The sequence below is a fragment of the Streptomyces sp. NPDC002853 genome, from assembly GCF_053591915.1.
On the sequence record NZ_JBSFUS010000008.1, the window covers coordinates 545,502 to 559,659 of the forward strand.

Annotated in this window: 11 protein-coding genes; 3 read left to right on the plus strand and 8 right to left on the minus strand. The window is 70.1% G+C overall.

Annotation, left to right across the window (positions count from 1 at the left end):
• Window positions 1-31 precede the first annotated feature (31 nt).
• The 5 genes from glpK to ACWD02_RS24615 form a co-directional block, all read right to left on the minus strand.
• Window positions 32-1,552 (minus strand): glycerol kinase GlpK, encoded by a 1,521-nt coding sequence (gene glpK, locus ACWD02_RS24595; RefSeq protein ID WP_451214532.1) that lies wholly within the window; start codon window positions 1,550-1,552, stop codon window positions 32-34.
• A gap of 14 nt (window positions 1,553-1,566) precedes the next feature.
• Window positions 1,567-2,322: an MIP/aquaporin family protein gene (locus ACWD02_RS24600; protein ID WP_451214534.1), complete on the minus strand. Its 756-nt coding sequence runs from the start codon at window positions 2,320-2,322 to the stop codon at window positions 1,567-1,569.
• Between the two features lie 393 nt (window positions 2,323-2,715).
• The gene (locus ACWD02_RS24605; RefSeq protein WP_451214536.1) at window positions 2,716-3,906 is read right to left on the minus strand and encodes a lipid-transfer protein; all 1,191 of its coding nucleotides are present in this window, start codon (window positions 3,904-3,906) and stop codon (window positions 2,716-2,718) included.
• Window positions 3,903-4,346 carry a Zn-ribbon domain-containing OB-fold protein gene (locus tag ACWD02_RS24610; protein WP_451214592.1) on the minus strand — a complete coding sequence of 148 codons (444 nt, stop codon included), beginning with the start codon at window positions 4,344-4,346 and terminating at the stop codon, window positions 3,903-3,905. The genes ACWD02_RS24605 and ACWD02_RS24610 overlap by 4 nt, the downstream gene beginning before the upstream one ends.
• 102 nt (window positions 4,347-4,448) lie before the next feature.
• On the minus strand, window positions 4,449-5,255 hold the full coding sequence (locus ACWD02_RS24615; protein WP_451214538.1) for a M15 family metallopeptidase: 807 nt from the start codon (window positions 5,253-5,255) through the stop codon (window positions 4,449-4,451).
• A gap of 83 nt (window positions 5,256-5,338) precedes the next feature.
• Between ACWD02_RS24615 and ACWD02_RS24620 the strand changes: the two genes are divergently transcribed.
• Entirely contained in the window at window positions 5,339-5,872 is a 534-nt protein-coding gene (locus ACWD02_RS24620; RefSeq protein ID WP_451214540.1) for an NUDIX domain-containing protein, read from the plus strand.
• On the opposite strand, the gene ACWD02_RS24625 is transcribed toward ACWD02_RS24620, so the two are convergent.
• Window positions 5,863-8,229, minus strand: a complete 2,367-nt coding sequence (locus tag ACWD02_RS24625; protein ID WP_451214542.1) for a glycoside hydrolase family 31 protein — start codon at window positions 8,227-8,229, stop codon at window positions 5,863-5,865. The genes ACWD02_RS24620 and ACWD02_RS24625 overlap by 10 nt on opposite strands.
• Window positions 8,230-8,443: 214 nt before the next feature.
• Here ACWD02_RS24625 and ACWD02_RS24630 point away from each other — a divergent pair, with 214 nt between their 5' ends.
• A complete protein-coding gene (locus ACWD02_RS24630) occupies window positions 8,444-10,426 on the plus strand; it encodes an acetoacetate--CoA ligase (protein ID WP_451214543.1) in 1,983 nt (660 codons plus the stop codon).
• A 77-nt stretch (window positions 10,427-10,503) separates the two neighbouring features.
• Window positions 10,504-11,397 carry a hypothetical protein gene (locus ACWD02_RS24635; protein ID WP_451214544.1) on the plus strand — a complete coding sequence of 298 codons (894 nt, stop codon included), beginning with the start codon at window positions 10,504-10,506 and terminating at the stop codon, window positions 11,395-11,397.
• Window positions 11,398-11,455: 58 nt separating this feature from the next.
• Here ACWD02_RS24635 and ptsP read toward each other — a convergent pair whose 3' ends face one another.
• Complete coding sequence (gene ptsP, locus ACWD02_RS24640; RefSeq protein WP_451214546.1) at window positions 11,456-13,126, minus strand: phosphoenolpyruvate--protein phosphotransferase; 1,671 nt, start codon at window positions 13,124-13,126, stop codon at window positions 11,456-11,458.
• 76 nt (window positions 13,127-13,202) lie between these two features.
• The gene (locus ACWD02_RS24645) at window positions 13,203-13,652 is read right to left on the minus strand and encodes a PTS sugar transporter subunit IIA (RefSeq protein WP_451214548.1); all 450 of its coding nucleotides are present in this window, start codon (window positions 13,650-13,652) and stop codon (window positions 13,203-13,205) included.
• Window positions 13,653-14,158 lie beyond the last annotated feature (506 nt).

Sequence of the window (14,158 nt, forward strand, 5' to 3'; positions counted from 1 at the left end):
GAACGGGGTACGGGCCGCGGTCATCCCCGGCTCAGCTCGCGCCGTCCTCGTGCCAGCCGAAGCTCCGTTCCACCGCCTTGTGCCAGTTGTCGTACTCGCGCTCGCGGGCCTCCGTGCCCATCACCGGCGTCCACTCCACGTCCTGCTGCCAGTGCGCCTTCAGCTCGTCGAGGTCGTTCCACACCCCGGTCGCGAGACCGGCGGCGTACGCGGCGCCCAGACACGTCGTCTCGGAGACCTTCGGCCGGATCACCGGCACCCCGAGCACGTCCGCCTGATGCTGCATCAGCAGATTGTTCTTGGTCATGCCGCCGTCCACCTTCAGGGTCCGCAACTGCACCCCGGAGTCCTGGTACATCGCGTCGACGACCTCACGGGTCTGCCAGCTGGTCGCCTCCAGGACGGCGCGCGCCAGATGCGCCTTGGTCACGTACCGGGTGAGGCCGGTGACGACACCGCGGGCGTCGGAGCGCCAGTAGGGCGCGAAGAGGCCGGAGAACGCGGGCACGATGTACGCGCCGCCGTTGTCCTCCACGCTCGCGGCCAGCGTCTCGATCTCGTCCGCGCTGCGGATGATGCCGAGCTGGTCGCGGAACCACTGCACCAGGGCGCCGGTGATCGCGATGGCCCCTTCGAGGCAGTAGACGGGCGCCTCGGAGCCGATCTTGTAGCCCATCGTGGTGAGCAGCCCGTTCTTCGAGGGGACGGGCCGGTTACCGGTGTTGAGCAGCAGGAAGCTCCCGGTTCCGTACGTGTTCTTCGCCGTCCCCGTGTCGTAGCACGCCTGCCCGAAGATGGCCGCCTGCTGGTCGCCGAGCGCCGAGGCGACCGGCACACCGGAGAGCTGCCCGACCGCCGTGCCGTAGACCTCCGCCGATGACCTGATCTCCGGGAGGACCGCCTCGGGGACGTTCATCGCGGCCAGGATCGACTGGTCCCACTGCAGGGTCGCCAGGTTCATCAGCATGGTGCGCCCGGCGTTGGTGACGTCCGTGACGTGCACGCCGCCGTCCGTGCCGCCGGTGAGATTCCAGATCAGCCAGGAATCGATGGTGCCGAACGCTATCTCGCCGCGCTCGGCGCGGGCCCGCAGCCCCGGCACGTTGTCGAGCAGCCAGGCTGCCTTGGGCCCGGAGAAGTAGCTCGCGAGGGGCAGCCCGGTCTGCTCCCGGAACCGGTCCTGCCCGTCCGCACCGCCCAGTTCGTTGCAGAGGGCCGAGGTGCGGGTGTCCTGCCAGACGATCGCGTTGTGCACGGGCTTGCCGGTCGCGCGGTCCCACAGGACCGTCGTCTCGCGCTGGTTGGTGATGCCGAGGGCGCTGATCTGGTCGGTGCGGAGCCCGGCCTTGGCGATCGCTCCCGCGACCACGGCCTGCACCTTGGACCAGATCTCGGTGGCGTCGTGCTCGACCCACCCCGGCTTCGGGAAGATCTGGCGGTGTTCACGCTGGTCGACGGCGACGATCTCACCCGCGTGGTTGAAGATGATGCAGCGGCTGGAGGTGGTGCCCTGGTCGATGGCGGCGACGAACTTCTCGGAGTTGTCCGGCATGGCTACCCCTAGCGTCAGAAGGCTACGTTGTAGATGAGACCTGCGAGCGCCCCGCCGATCAGCGGCCCGGCCACGGGGACCCAGGCGTAACTCCAGTCGGACGTGCCCTTGTTCGGGATCGGCAGGAACGTGTGCACGATGCGCGGGCCCAGGTCACGGGCCGGGTTGATGGCGTAGCCGGTGGGCCCGCCGAGCGAGAGGCCGATGCCGACGACCAGGAACGCCACGATCAGTGTTTGCGTGCCGGATTCGCCGAGCCCCTTGGTGAGCCCGAAGGCGAGGATGGGCAGCACCAGGGCGATGGTCGCGATGATCTCCGTGACGAGGTTGGCGACCGGGTTACGGATCTCGGGGATGGTCGAGAAGATGCCGAGGGTCGGCGTCGGTTCGTGCGCGCTCGTCACCTTGTCCTTGACGCTCCCGGAGACGTTGGCGTTGAACTGCGCGTAGTACACGAGATACGCGAGGACGGCGCCGAGCATCGCGCCGACCATCTGCCCGAGCAGATAGATCCAGACCTTGCCCCACTCCTCGGTGTCGATCGCGATGCCGAGTGTGACGGCGGGGTTGAGATGGCCACCGGAGAGGGGTCCCGCGGTGTACGCGCCCGCGAGCACGCCGAAGCCCCATCCGAAGGCGATGACGACCCATCCGGAGGCTTTCGCCTTCGAGTGGCTCAAGGTGACGGCGGCACATACGCCGGCGCCCAAAAGAATCAGGATCGCGGTGCCGATGATCTCACCGACGAAGATGTCCCCATTCGAGTACATGGCGGCTCCTAGGCCCTCGCCCGGGGCGGTGGCCCCGGTACTCCGTGCTGGGTGCGTTCCACGACTACTGCCTGGCGTTGCCCGGTGACTTCGGCCGAAGGCAGGGGTGTCCCGCGCCCCGTCCGGCATCCATGGCGAGCGTGCCGTCGCAGTCGAATCGCCCAGAGGGGGATGACCCGCTGAACAGGCCCTTCGTGCAGACCCTTCGCGCGTACAGGGGCCCTGAATGGCGCGGAGCCGAAGTGCGGCGATGCCGACTGACACCGGAAGTGTTCACCGGTGGTGATGGAGCGTCAAGGTCGCGGACGGCAACGGTTAACCGGCGTACGCCCTTCCTCCGTGAGGCGTCCGTGGTCTTCCCCGCAGCGGGCGAAGGAGAGCCGGTGGCAGCGGTCAGCGCACCGCCACGACCGCGGAGCCATGCCCGAACAGCCCTTGGTTCGCGGTGATCCCCGCGCGCGCCCCCGTGACCTGCCGCGCTCCCGCCGATCCCCTCAACTGCCATGTCAGCTCGCATACTTGGGCGATGGCCTGGGCCGGGACGGCCTCTCCGAAGGAAGCGAGCCCCCCGCTGGCGTTGACCGGTATGCGCCCGCCCAAGGTGGTCGCTCCCTCCCGCAGCAGCTTGGCGCCCTCTCCCTCGCCGCAGAGCCCCAGATCCTCGTACCACTGCAGTTCCAGCGCGGTGGAGAGGTCATAGACCTCCGCCAAGGAGAGCTCCTCGGGCCCGATGCCCGCCTCCTCGTACGCGGCGTGCGCGATGGAGGCGCGGAAGGTCCGGTCGGCCGGCGTCACGACGGCCGCGGAGTCCGTGGCGATGTCCGGCAGGTCCAGGACGGTGGTCGGGTACGTCGGTGTCACCGTGGACACCGCCCGGATCCGCACCGGGTCCGCCGCGCCGTGCCGTCGGGCGAACTCCAGGCTGGAGAGCACGAGCGCTGCTGCCCCGTCGGAGGTCGCGCAGATGTCGAGCAGCCGCAAGGGGTCGGCGACGACGGCCGAGGCGGCCACTTCCTCGGCGGTGACAGGCTTGCGGTAGCGCGCGTTCGGATTGAGCGCCCCCGCCGCCGCGTTCTTCACCTTGACCTGGGCGAAGTCCTCCAGGGTGTCGCCGTGCACCGCCATCCTCCGGCGGGCGTAGAGGCCGAAGTACGTGGGGTTGGTGGCGCCGAGGAGGCGGAACCGCAGCCAGTCCGGGTCGTCGTGCCGGTCCCCTCCGGCGGGCCGGAAGAACCCCTTGGGCGCGGCGTCCGCCCCGACCACCAGGACGACATCGGCGAGGCCTGCGAGGATCTGCGTACGCGCCGTGTTGATCGCCTGGGCGCCGGACGCGCAGGCGGCGTACACGCTGGCCACCCGTGCGCCCTGCCAGCCGAGCGCCTTGGCGAACGTCGCCCCCGCCACGTACCCGGGATAGCCGCCGCGGACCGTGTCGGCCCCGACGACGGACCCCACGTCGCGCCAGTCCACCCCCGCGTCGGCGAGCGCCGCGCGGGCCGCGGCCGTGCCGTACTCGACGAAGCTCCTGCCCCACTTGCCCCACGGGTGCATGCCCGCACCCAGAACCGCCACCTCGCTGGTCATGCGCTCACCCCCACCGGCCGCCAGTACCACGTCGTCGCCGGGCCCTCGTCGGCGTCGCCCGCCCCGGCCTCGTCGCTGAGCACGCCGGGGACGACCTCCACCTCCATGCCGACCTCCAGATCGGCAACCGTGACCCCGGGAGTCGCCTGGCCGAGCACCACCATCCGTTCCGCTTCCAGCTCCACTGCGATCAACGTGTAGGGCTGCCAGGGAAGTTCCGGATCGGAGACATAGGGGGCGGGCGGGCGGTAGCGGCTGTCCGTGTACGACCAGACGCGTCCGCGCCGGGAGAGCGGCACCTCTTCGAGGTCACCGCCCGGGCATCCGGGATGACGGCAGAAGCCGTCCTCGCGGGGGAAGAAGACACAGGCGCAGGCCGAGCAGCGCGTGCCCAGAAGACGGAAGTTGTCTCCCTCCCCGGCGAACCAGCCGGTCACCACGGGAGTACGCGTACGCGACAAGGCTCCTCCACGACACTGGATCTGACGGAACGTCAGAAGTGTGCCACGGGCAGCCGGATCGCGTCAGTAGCGCGGCACCCGCTACTTCCCCTGCAGCGAACGACGTGCCACGGGGAAGTCGAAGTAGGTGTCGGGGAACAGCTCGGGCTTGTACGTGAAGTGCCACCACTCCTCGGGAAGGTTGACGAAGCCGACCTTGGTCAGCGCGCCCCGCAGCAGATCGCGGTTGGCGCGCTGCTTGCCGGTGATCCGGGGATCGTCCGTGTGGGAGAGGGTGTCGAAGCAGTCGAACCCCGTCCCCATGTCCAGGGAGTTGTCGGGGAACCGCTCGTCCTTGGGTCCGAAGCAGGGCGTGAGGGGCTCTCCGGGGATGTACGGCCGTGTGGGCAGGGCGGGCAGCTTCACGACCGTCAGATCGAGCGTCGAGCCACGGCTGTGCCCGGACTTCGCCGCGATGTAGCCGTCCTCGAACAGACGCGACTTGTCGACATGGGGATAGAACTCCGCCTTCATGCGTACGTCACCGAGATCCTCGGCCCAGCGCACGAACTGATCGACCGCCCGTTGCGGCCGGTAACAGTCGTACACCTTCAGGGAGTAGCCCTTGCGCAGCAGCGAGCGCTGGGCCTTGTGCAACGCCTTGGCCGCCGGCTCGGTGAGGATGCACATCGGCTTCTTGTAGCCGTCGATGGGCTCACCCACGAAGTTGTGCGGCGTCAGGTAGCGCATCTCCTGGATGATCGTCGGATCGACGTCCCGCAATGCCACGAACTCGTCGGGCGCCTTGGGTTCGGGCTTGGCCTGGGCGGGCGCGGAGACGGCGGCCACGGCGACGAGAGCGGTGGCGGTGACGGCGAGTTTCCGCAGCGCGGGAGCGATTCCTGTCATGAACCCTGCATCTATCAGGATTCGGTCCCGGAGCGAAAGACCGTCACCGGAGCATCGGACCGAGATCGGCTACAGTCCGCGGCGTGTCCGCATCCCAGCACCACGCCACACCCGCCCCGGACTCCTGCTGTTCGAGCTGCGGGGCCCACTACGGGGAGAACCGTTCCGCCTGGCCCCGCGCCTGCGCCGCCTGCGGCACGGTGGCCTACCGCAATCCGCTGCCCGTAGCGGTGGCCCTGCAGCCCGTGTACGACGCCAAGGGCACCGCCCTCGTCGTCGTGACCCGCACCATCGCCCCCGCGCGCGGGGGAGTGGCCCTGCCCGGAGGGTTCATCGACGACCGGGAGGACTGGCGGGACGCCGTCGTCCGCGAACTCCGGGAAGAGACCGGCATCGGCGCGCAGAGCCGCGACGTCCGCCTCGCGGACGCGCTCAGCGCACCCGACGGCTACCTGCTGCTCTTCGGTCTCCTGCCCGAGCGCCCGGCGGCCGAGCTGCCGGACCCCGCGCCCACGGGCGAGACCGAAGGCTGGCACCTGCTGCACCGCCCGGCCGAACTCGCCTTCCCCCAGCACACACTGGCCGTGCGCGCCTGGTTCGAGGGCCGCTACATCTGACGCCGCTGGCTGCCCCGCACCGTCACCGGCAACCCCACAGCGCCCGCCTCCGCGCCGTCCCGCTCGACCACCACCCGCTCTCCGACCCACCGTGCGGCGAACCGCTCGATGTCCGGCTCCTGCCACCCGTCGCCCGCGTCCCTGACCACAAGACCGCCTCCCGTACGCCCCCGCGCCGGAGCCCACACCTCCAGCTCGAGCTCACCGTCGGCGCCCCGCACCGGCAGCACAGCGCCTGCCCGCGCGAGCACGGGGATGCGGGACAGCGGAGCCTCCAGGCTCACCCGGGCCGGGCCCTCGTACGCCTGGCCGGTCACCGTGTCGTACCAACGGCCCGGCGGCAGCCGCACCGTGCGGCGGACGGCCCCCGGCTCGAACACCGGCGCCACCAACAGACAGTCCCCGAGCAGAAACGCGTCCTCGCAGTCGCGCAGCCCCCGGTCCTCCGGAGTGCCCCACCACAGGGGCCGCACGTACGGCGTGCCCGTACGCCGGGCCAGATGCGCGAGCGTCACGAAGTACGGCAACAGCCGCCGGCGTTCGCCGAGCGCCACGCGCGCGTGCTCAAGGACTTCGGGACCGAACTCCCAGGGCTCCCGGCGCCCGGCCCGCAGCGCGGCGTGCGTACGGAACAACGGCAGATACGAGCCGAGCTGGAACCACCGCAGATACAGCTCGGGTGACGGACTTCCGTCGAACCCGCCCACATCAGGGCCCGAGTACGGCACGCCGCACAGCCCCAGACCGAGCACCAGCGACAAAGACGCCCGCAGCCCGGGCCACCCCGTGGCCACATCCCCCGACCACGTCCCTCCGTAGCGCTGCATCCCCGCCCACCCGGAGCGCGAGAACAGGAACGGCCGCTCCTGGGGGTGCAGTTCGCACAACCCCTCATACCCGGCGCGCGCCATACCGAGGCCGTACACGTTGTGCGCCTCACGGTGGTCACCGCCGCGGCCCTCCAACGCGTGCCGGGCCGAACGGGGCAGCGTCGGCTCCCCGAAGGCCGCGAAGGACACCGGCTCGTTCATGTCGTGCCAGAAACCCGCGAACCCCTGGGCGAGCCGCTCCTTGTAGAGACCGCCCCACCACGCCCGCACCCGTGCGTCCGTGAAGTCGGGATACACCGCCTGGCCCGGCCAGACGACCCCGTGCACCGTCCGCCCGGCGGCATCCCGCACAAAGGCGTCCGTCGCGCTGCCGCTGTCGTAGACCTCGTTGCCCGGCTCGGCCTTCACCGCCGGATCGACGATCGACACCAGACGCACGCCGTCCTTCAGCAAGTCGTCGGCCAACTGCGGCAAATGGGGATAGGTCTCCTTGTCGACGGTGAACACCTGATGCGCTTCGTAGTGATCGATGTCCAGATGGACGGCATCCAGCGGCAGCCCCCGATCCCGGTAACCGGCGACGATCCGCCGCACCTCCCGCTCACCGCCGAAGCCCCACCGCGCGTGATGGTGCCCGAGCGCCCATGCGGGAGGCAGCGCGGGCGGCCCGGTGAGCGAGGCCCAGGCATGCAGCACGCGCGCGGGGGTGCCCACCATGACCCAGCAGCGCAACGGCCCGCCGTCCATGCGCACCTCGCACGAACCCGCCTTGTCATGCCCCGACCCCGCACCCTCCTCACCCTCGCGCACCGACACGACGCCGTCCCACGTGTTGTCGTGGAACACCAGATGACAACCGGCGTCGGCCACGACGAACTGCACCGGCATGGTGATGTACAAAGGGCCGTCGCCGGGCCCGAACGAACCCCCGGGATCGGTGTTCCACAGCCGGTACGACCCGTTCCGCAGCCGCGGCCCCTGCGCGCGGCCTCCGAGACCGAAGAACCGCGCGTCAGCCGCCACCTGCGAGCGCTGCAACCAGCGCGTGGCACCACCGGCCGACTCCCACCAGCGCGGCGGCTGATCACGCCGCAGCACCAGACCGCCGGGTGTCCGCAGCTCCACGGCGCCGAGCCGCGAGACGATCACGGTCGCCCGCTCCGACACCACCCGCCAGCCACCCTCCTTGTCCGGCTCGAGGACGGCCCGCGGATCCGCCTCGGGGCTCCCGCTGACGAGTGCGTACGAGGGGTCGGGCTCCGCACCGTCCCAGCCCCAGAAGATCGCCCCACCCGTCGTGACCCGCACCCGCAGCTCCGAACGGGCGAACCGCACCACCCCGCCCCCGGGCCCCGGCTCCACCCCCGTCACCGGACCGGGCACCCGCGCGCGCTCGACACCCCGCGGGGCGAGCGCGGCGGCGTCCACCCGTCGCCTGCGCCAAGAGGACCGCACCGCACGCAACCCCTGCGCCGTACCGACCAAGCTGACCGCCTTCATCGAACGCACCAGGTCACGACCGTTCATGCTGCTCACCCTGCCACCGAAGAAGCCGCCCGTGTGGATCGTTCAACTGCCGTTCACCTGGGGTGACGCCACATAGACGCCTCGCCGACTGTGTGAGGCACACCCTGGTGTCGAAATCGATCACGTGGCATCGTCCCTGTCAGCCGTGTCGCGCGCACAACCAGCACGCGCGCACCACACACGCATACGACGCGTAGAGCCCGGGAGCCGACCCATGTCCTCAGCGAACCCCTCACCGCTCTGGCAGCCCGACCAGGAACGGATCGCCGCCGCGCAGATCACGCGCTTCCAGGCATGGGCCGCCGAACGCCACGGAGCACCCGCCGACGGCGGCTACGCGGCCCTGCACCGCTGGTCCGTGAACGAACTGGACACGTTCTGGAAAGCGGTCACCGACTGGTTCGACGTGCGGTTCACGACGCCCTACGCGCGCGTACTCGGCGACCGCTCGATGCCGGGCGCCGAATGGTTCCCCGGCGCTACGCTCAACTACGCCGAACACGCACTGCGCGCCGCGGAGGACCCCGCGCGCGCGGGCGACCCGGCTCTCCTCCATGTGGACGAGACACACGAACCGACCGCCACCACCTGGAGCGAGCTGCGCCGCCAGGTCGGCTCCCTGGCGGCAGAACTGCGCACCCTCGGCGTACGCCCCGGAGACCGCGTCAGCGGATACGTCCCGAACATCCCGCAGGCCGTCGTCGCCCTCTTGGCCACCGCGGCCGTCGGCGCCGTCTGGACCTCCTGCGCCCCCGACTTCGGCGCACGCAGCGTCCTCGACCGCTTCCAGCAGGTCGAACCGGTCGTCCTGTTCACCGTCGACGGCTATCGCTACGGCGGCAAGGAGCACGACCGCCGCGACGCCGTCGCCGAACTGCGCCGCGAACTGCCCACCCTGCGCGCCGTCGTCCACATCCCGCTGCTCGGCACCGAGGCCCCCGAAGGCGCCCTGGAATGGGCCGCCCTCACCGCCTCGGACACGGCTCCCGTCTTCGAGCCGGTGCCCTTCGACCACCCCCTGTGGGTGCTCTACTCCTCCGGCACCACGGGCCTGCCCAAGGCCATCGTCCAGTCCCAGGGCGGCATCCTCGTCGAACACCTCAAGCAGCTCGGCCTGCACTGCGACCTGGGCCCCGACGACCGCTTCTTCTGGTACACGTCCACCGGCTGGATGATGTGGAACTTCCTCGTCTCCGGCCTCCTCACCGGCACCACGATTGTCCTCTACGACGGAAGCCCCGGCTATCCCGACACCGGCGCGCAGTGGCGCATCGCCGAACGCACGAAAGCCACGCTCTTCGGCACATCGGCGGCGTACGTCATGGCCTGCCGCAAGGCGGACGTGCACCCGGCCCGCGACTTCGACCTCTCCAGCGTGAAGTGCGTCGCCACCACCGGCTCCCCGCTGCCGCCCGACGGATTCCGCTGGCTGCACGACGAGTTCGAGGACACCCCCGGCGGCCTGTGGACGGCCTCGGTCAGCGGCGGCACGGACGTCTGCTCCTGCTTCGCCGGAGCCGTCCCCACCCTGCCCGTCCACATCGGCGAGCTCCAGGCCCCCGGCCTCGGCACGGACCTGCAGGCCTGGGACCCCCAGGGCAAGCCCCTCATCGACGAGGTCGGCGAACTCGTCGTCACCAACCCGATGCCCTCCATGCCGATCCGCTTCTGGAACGACCCGGACGGCAGCCGCTACCACGACAGCTACTTCGACACCTACCCCGGCGTCTGGCGCCACGGCGACTGGATCACCGTGACCTCACACGGCTCGGTAGTCATCCACGGCCGCTCCGACTCCACGCTCAACCGCCAAGGCGTACGCATGGGCTCGGCCGACATCTACGAAGTCGTCGAACGGCTCCCGGAAATCCGCGAATCCCTCGTCATCGGCGCCGAACAGCCCGACGGCGGCTACTGGATGCCCCTCTTCGTCCACCTGGCCCCAGGCGCCGTCCTCGACGACGGCCTGCGCGACCGCATCAAGCAGGCGATCCGCGCGCAGCTCTCCCCGCGCCACGTCCCCGACGAGGTCATCGAGGTCCCCGGCATCCCGCACACCCTCACCGGCAAGCGCATCGAGGTCCCGGTCAAGCGACTGCTCCAGGGCACCGCACTGGACAAGGCGGTCAACCCCGGCTCGGTGGACAACCTCGACCTGCTCCGCTTCTACGAGGAACTGGCCCGCAAGCGCTCCTGAATCCCCGCCCGGCCGCCGTTGTCAGTGCCCCCAATTACTCTGAGTGAGCATTGATCGACGTAACGCCAGGGGGAATCATGACGCGCACCCAGCACAGCACGATGCGGCGGGCGCTACGCCGCGAAGTCGCCGGCACCATCGGCCTGTTGGCCGACGAGGACGACTTCGCGGCGATGCGCCGCTACCGCACCTTCACCTTCGACGACCACACGACCTACCTCCGGCAGGCCGAAGGCCTCCTCAGATCACTCGCCTCCGACGGCGGACACACAGCCATCGCGCTCTTCGACCCCGAGGAGTACGCGGAGTACTGCGCAGAGGCCGGCCTGGACCCCGACGCCCCGGCCAGCCGTACCCGCTTCACCGCCGAACTCGCCGCCACAGGCCCCACCGTGCCGTACGACGGCCGCCCACTCGCCGACCTGCTCCCCGACCTCGTCGACGAAGCGATCCGCAAGGCCACCTGGGAGTACGCGACGACGCTCCTGGCCCGCCTCGGCGCCTGCGCGGTCTGCGGCGAGGACATCGGCCGCGAGGCGTTCAACCGGGCATCGGACCTCATCGTCCAGCTGCTCGAGACCTCCGGCCCCGGCACCCGCCACCTCGTCTGCAGCGTGCCCGCCGCCTCGGAAACACTCCTCGCCGCCCTGCACACGGCAGAAGACGCCGACGGCAACACACAACTGGACGAGACCGAAGCCCTGGAGTTCACCACGGTCCTCGCGGCCGGCATCGCCACCCACAGCGCCGCGGGCCTGGTGATGCGCACCATCGCCGACGGCAAACACGACCGCGTCCAGGGCTGGCGCCTGCACGGCGAACGACTGCTGCCCCTCACCGCGGCCGAGGTATTCGACGCCTACTGCACCGACGCGGTGTCAGGAGACCTCGTCGCCCCTGAATCCGGCGTCGACTACTGCGCCGCACCGGCCATCGGGGACGCTGAGCCCGGAGGAGGCCACCGCCACTGAACGCCGAGGGGCGCCCCACCCATGACGGATGGAGCGCCCCTCACACACCTGGTGCCGGCTACTCGCCGGACAGAACGGCCTGCACAGCCTTCCGGGCTTCCTCGGCGCTGTCCGCGGCACGCGCGGCAGCCGCCGCACGCTCGCACTGAGCCAGCGTGTACTTGGCCAGCGTCGCCCGCACGTAAGGAATCGACGCCGCACCCATCGACAGGGAGGTGACACCGAGACCGGTCAGCACACACGCGAGCAGCGGGTCGGAAGCCGCCTCGCCACACACGCCACAGCTCTTGCCCTCGGCCCTGGCCGCCTCGGCGGACAGCGCGACCAGGTCGAGCAGCGCGGGCTGCCACGGGTCCTGGAGCCGGGACACGGCGCCCACCTGACGGTCGGCTGCAAAGGCGTACTGCGCGAGGTCGTTGGTGCCCAGGGAGAGGAACTCGACCTCCTGGAGAATCGAGCGCGCCCGCAGAGCGGCCGACGGAATCTCCACCATGGCACCGAACTTGGCCCGCAGCCCCGCCTCACGGCACGCGTCGGCGAACGCCTTGGCGTCAATGCGGTCGGCGACCATCGGCGCCATGACCTCGAGGTAGACCGGCAGCCCCTCGACGGCCTTGGCCAGCGCGGTCAGCTGCGTACGCAGCACGTCCGGATGTTCGAGCAGCGACCGCAGGCCGCGCACACCCAGCGCCGGGTTCGGCTCGTCGGCGGGCGTCAGGAAGTCGAGCGGCTTGTCGGCCCCGGCGTCGAGCACACGCACGACGACGCGACCCTCGGGGAAGGCCTCGAGCACCTTGCGGTACGCCTCGACCTGCTTCTCCTCCGACGGCGCCTTCGTGCTGTCGTCGAGGAAGAGGAACTCGGTGCGGAAGAGACCGACACCCTCGGCCCCTGCCTCCACCGCCGCCGGCACGTCCGCGGGACCACCGACGTTGGCAAGCAGCGGGACCTTGTGCCCGTCCGACGTCGCACCGGGACCGGTCGACGCGGCAAGAGCGGCCTTGCGCTCGGCGGCCGAAGCCTCGAGCTGACCCCTCTTCTCCGCACTCGGCTCGACGAAGATCTCACCAGTGCTGCCGTCCACGGCGACAACCGTGCCCTCGGCCAGCTCACCGGCACCCGGCAGCGCGACGATCGCGGGCACACCGAGCGCACGCGCCAGAATCGCGCTGTGACTGGTCGGCCCGCCCTCCTCGGTCACGAAACCGAGCACCAGCGTGGGGTCGAGCAACGCCGTGTCCGCCGGCGCGAGGTCGCGCGCGATCAGGATGTAAGGCTCGTCGCTGTCCGGAACGCCGGGCATCGGAACGCCCAGGAGACGGGCGACGATACGATTCCGCACGTCATCGAGGTCGGCGACGCGACCGGCCATGTACTCACCGGCGCCCGCGAGCAGCTCGCGGTAGTGCGAGAACGCGTCATAGATGGCGCGCTCCGCCGAGCTGCCGACGGTCACCCGCCGGTCGACGTCCGCCATGAGCTCGGGGTCCTGAGCGATCATGGCCTGCGCCTCGAGCACATGCTGTGCCTCGCCACCCGCCAGATGGCCACGCGCATTCAGGTCGGCGGCGACAGCTTCCACGGCCTGGCGAGCGCGCCCCTGTTCGCGCTCGGCCTCCTCCGCGGGAATCTGCTTGGCAGGCGGCTCAAGGACCGCCGTCCCCATGTGCCGAACCTCGCCGATCGCCACACCGTGACTCACGCCGACGCCTCGCAGCGTTGTCTCCATTTCACCGTCTCCGATAGAGCGACGGGCCCAGCCGCCGCGGTGTATGTCGTGCCCGCCGTCGGGGACGGCGATGACGTCACTTCCAGCTGAAGAGAACGTCCCCAGGCTTTACGTCGCCATCCTCCATGAGACCGGAGAGGGACTCGGCAGTGGCCTCGAGCGCCACGATCGGGCAGATCGGAGACTTGCCGGCCGCCTCGACGCCGGCCGGGTCCCAGCGCACGATGGACTGACCGCGCTGCACGGTGTCACCCTTGTTGACGAGCAGCTCGAAGCCCTCGCCGTTGAGCTGCACGGTGTCGATGCCCAGGTGCGTCAGTACACCGTGACCCTGGTCGTCGACGACGACGAAGGCGTGGGGGTGGAGCGAGACGACGATGCCGTCGACGGGCGCGACAGCCTCGGAGGGCTCGCGCACGGGGTCGATGGCCGTGCCGGGCCCGACCATCGCGCCGGAGAAGACGGGGTCCGGTACTGCAGAGAGCCCGATGGCGCGTCCGGCAAGCGGGGACGTCACGCTGGTCATGGCAAGCCTCCCAGGGGGTGGAGATACGTAGCCGCCGTCACTACCTGTCCGGGACGACGCACTGTTCAGAAGAGTAAGTCATAAAAAGTCCCGGTTCCGCGCGAGAGGTCCCGGATGACTGAGTAGGGGCACTGCACAAACGATTTGCGCCCGCCCCAACAGCCGATGTACAGTCGGACTCCTGCCTGAGGCGAGTGACGCGGTCAAGCGTCCGGACTCGGCAGCATCTATCAAGTCAGATCCTAATCCCTGGGTCAGCTTCTGCGTGCTCGCAGATGAGTGGTCGGGGAGCCGAGAAAGTCCTGATAGTGTTTGGCTCGCCGGAAAGGGAAACGCGAAAGCCGAAAGGCCGGAGCGGGAACCGGAAAGGCACCGAGGAAATCGGACACGAAAGAGTCTGATAGAGTCGGAAACGCAAGACAGCAAGACAAAATGAAACACCGAAGGGAAGCGCCCGGAGGAAAGCCCGAGAGGGTGAGTACAAAGGAAGCGTCCGTTCCTTGAGA

What these genes read in the sequence shown, in the direction of transcription:
- ACWD02_RS24635 (WP_451214544.1), top strand. Translation starts at nt 10,504, where the DNA reads ATGACGCGCACCCAGCACAGCACGATGCGGCGGGCGCTACGCCGCGAA.
- ACWD02_RS24615 (WP_451214538.1), bottom strand. Translation starts at nt 5,255, where the DNA reads ATGACAGGAATCGCTCCCGCGCTGCGGAAACTCGCCGTCACCGCCACC.
- ACWD02_RS24625 (WP_451214542.1), bottom strand. Translation starts at nt 8,229, where the DNA reads ATGAACGGTCGTGACCTGGTGCGTTCGATGAAGGCGGTCAGCTTGGTC.
- ACWD02_RS24605 (WP_451214536.1), bottom strand. Translation starts at nt 3,906, where the DNA reads ATGACCAGCGAGGTGGCGGTTCTGGGTGCGGGCATGCACCCGTGGGGC.
- ACWD02_RS24630 (WP_451214543.1), top strand. Translation starts at nt 8,444, where the DNA reads ATGTCCTCAGCGAACCCCTCACCGCTCTGGCAGCCCGACCAGGAACGG.
- ACWD02_RS24600 (WP_451214534.1), bottom strand. Translation starts at nt 2,322, where the DNA reads ATGTACTCGAATGGGGACATCTTCGTCGGTGAGATCATCGGCACCGCG.
- ptsP (WP_451214546.1), bottom strand. Translation starts at nt 13,126, where the DNA reads ATGGAGACAACGCTGCGAGGCGTCGGCGTGAGTCACGGTGTGGCGATC.
- ACWD02_RS24645 (WP_451214548.1), bottom strand. Translation starts at nt 13,652, where the DNA reads ATGACCAGCGTGACGTCCCCGCTTGCCGGACGCGCCATCGGGCTCTCT.
- glpK (WP_451214532.1), bottom strand. Translation starts at nt 1,552, where the DNA reads ATGCCGGACAACTCCGAGAAGTTCGTCGCCGCCATCGACCAGGGCACC.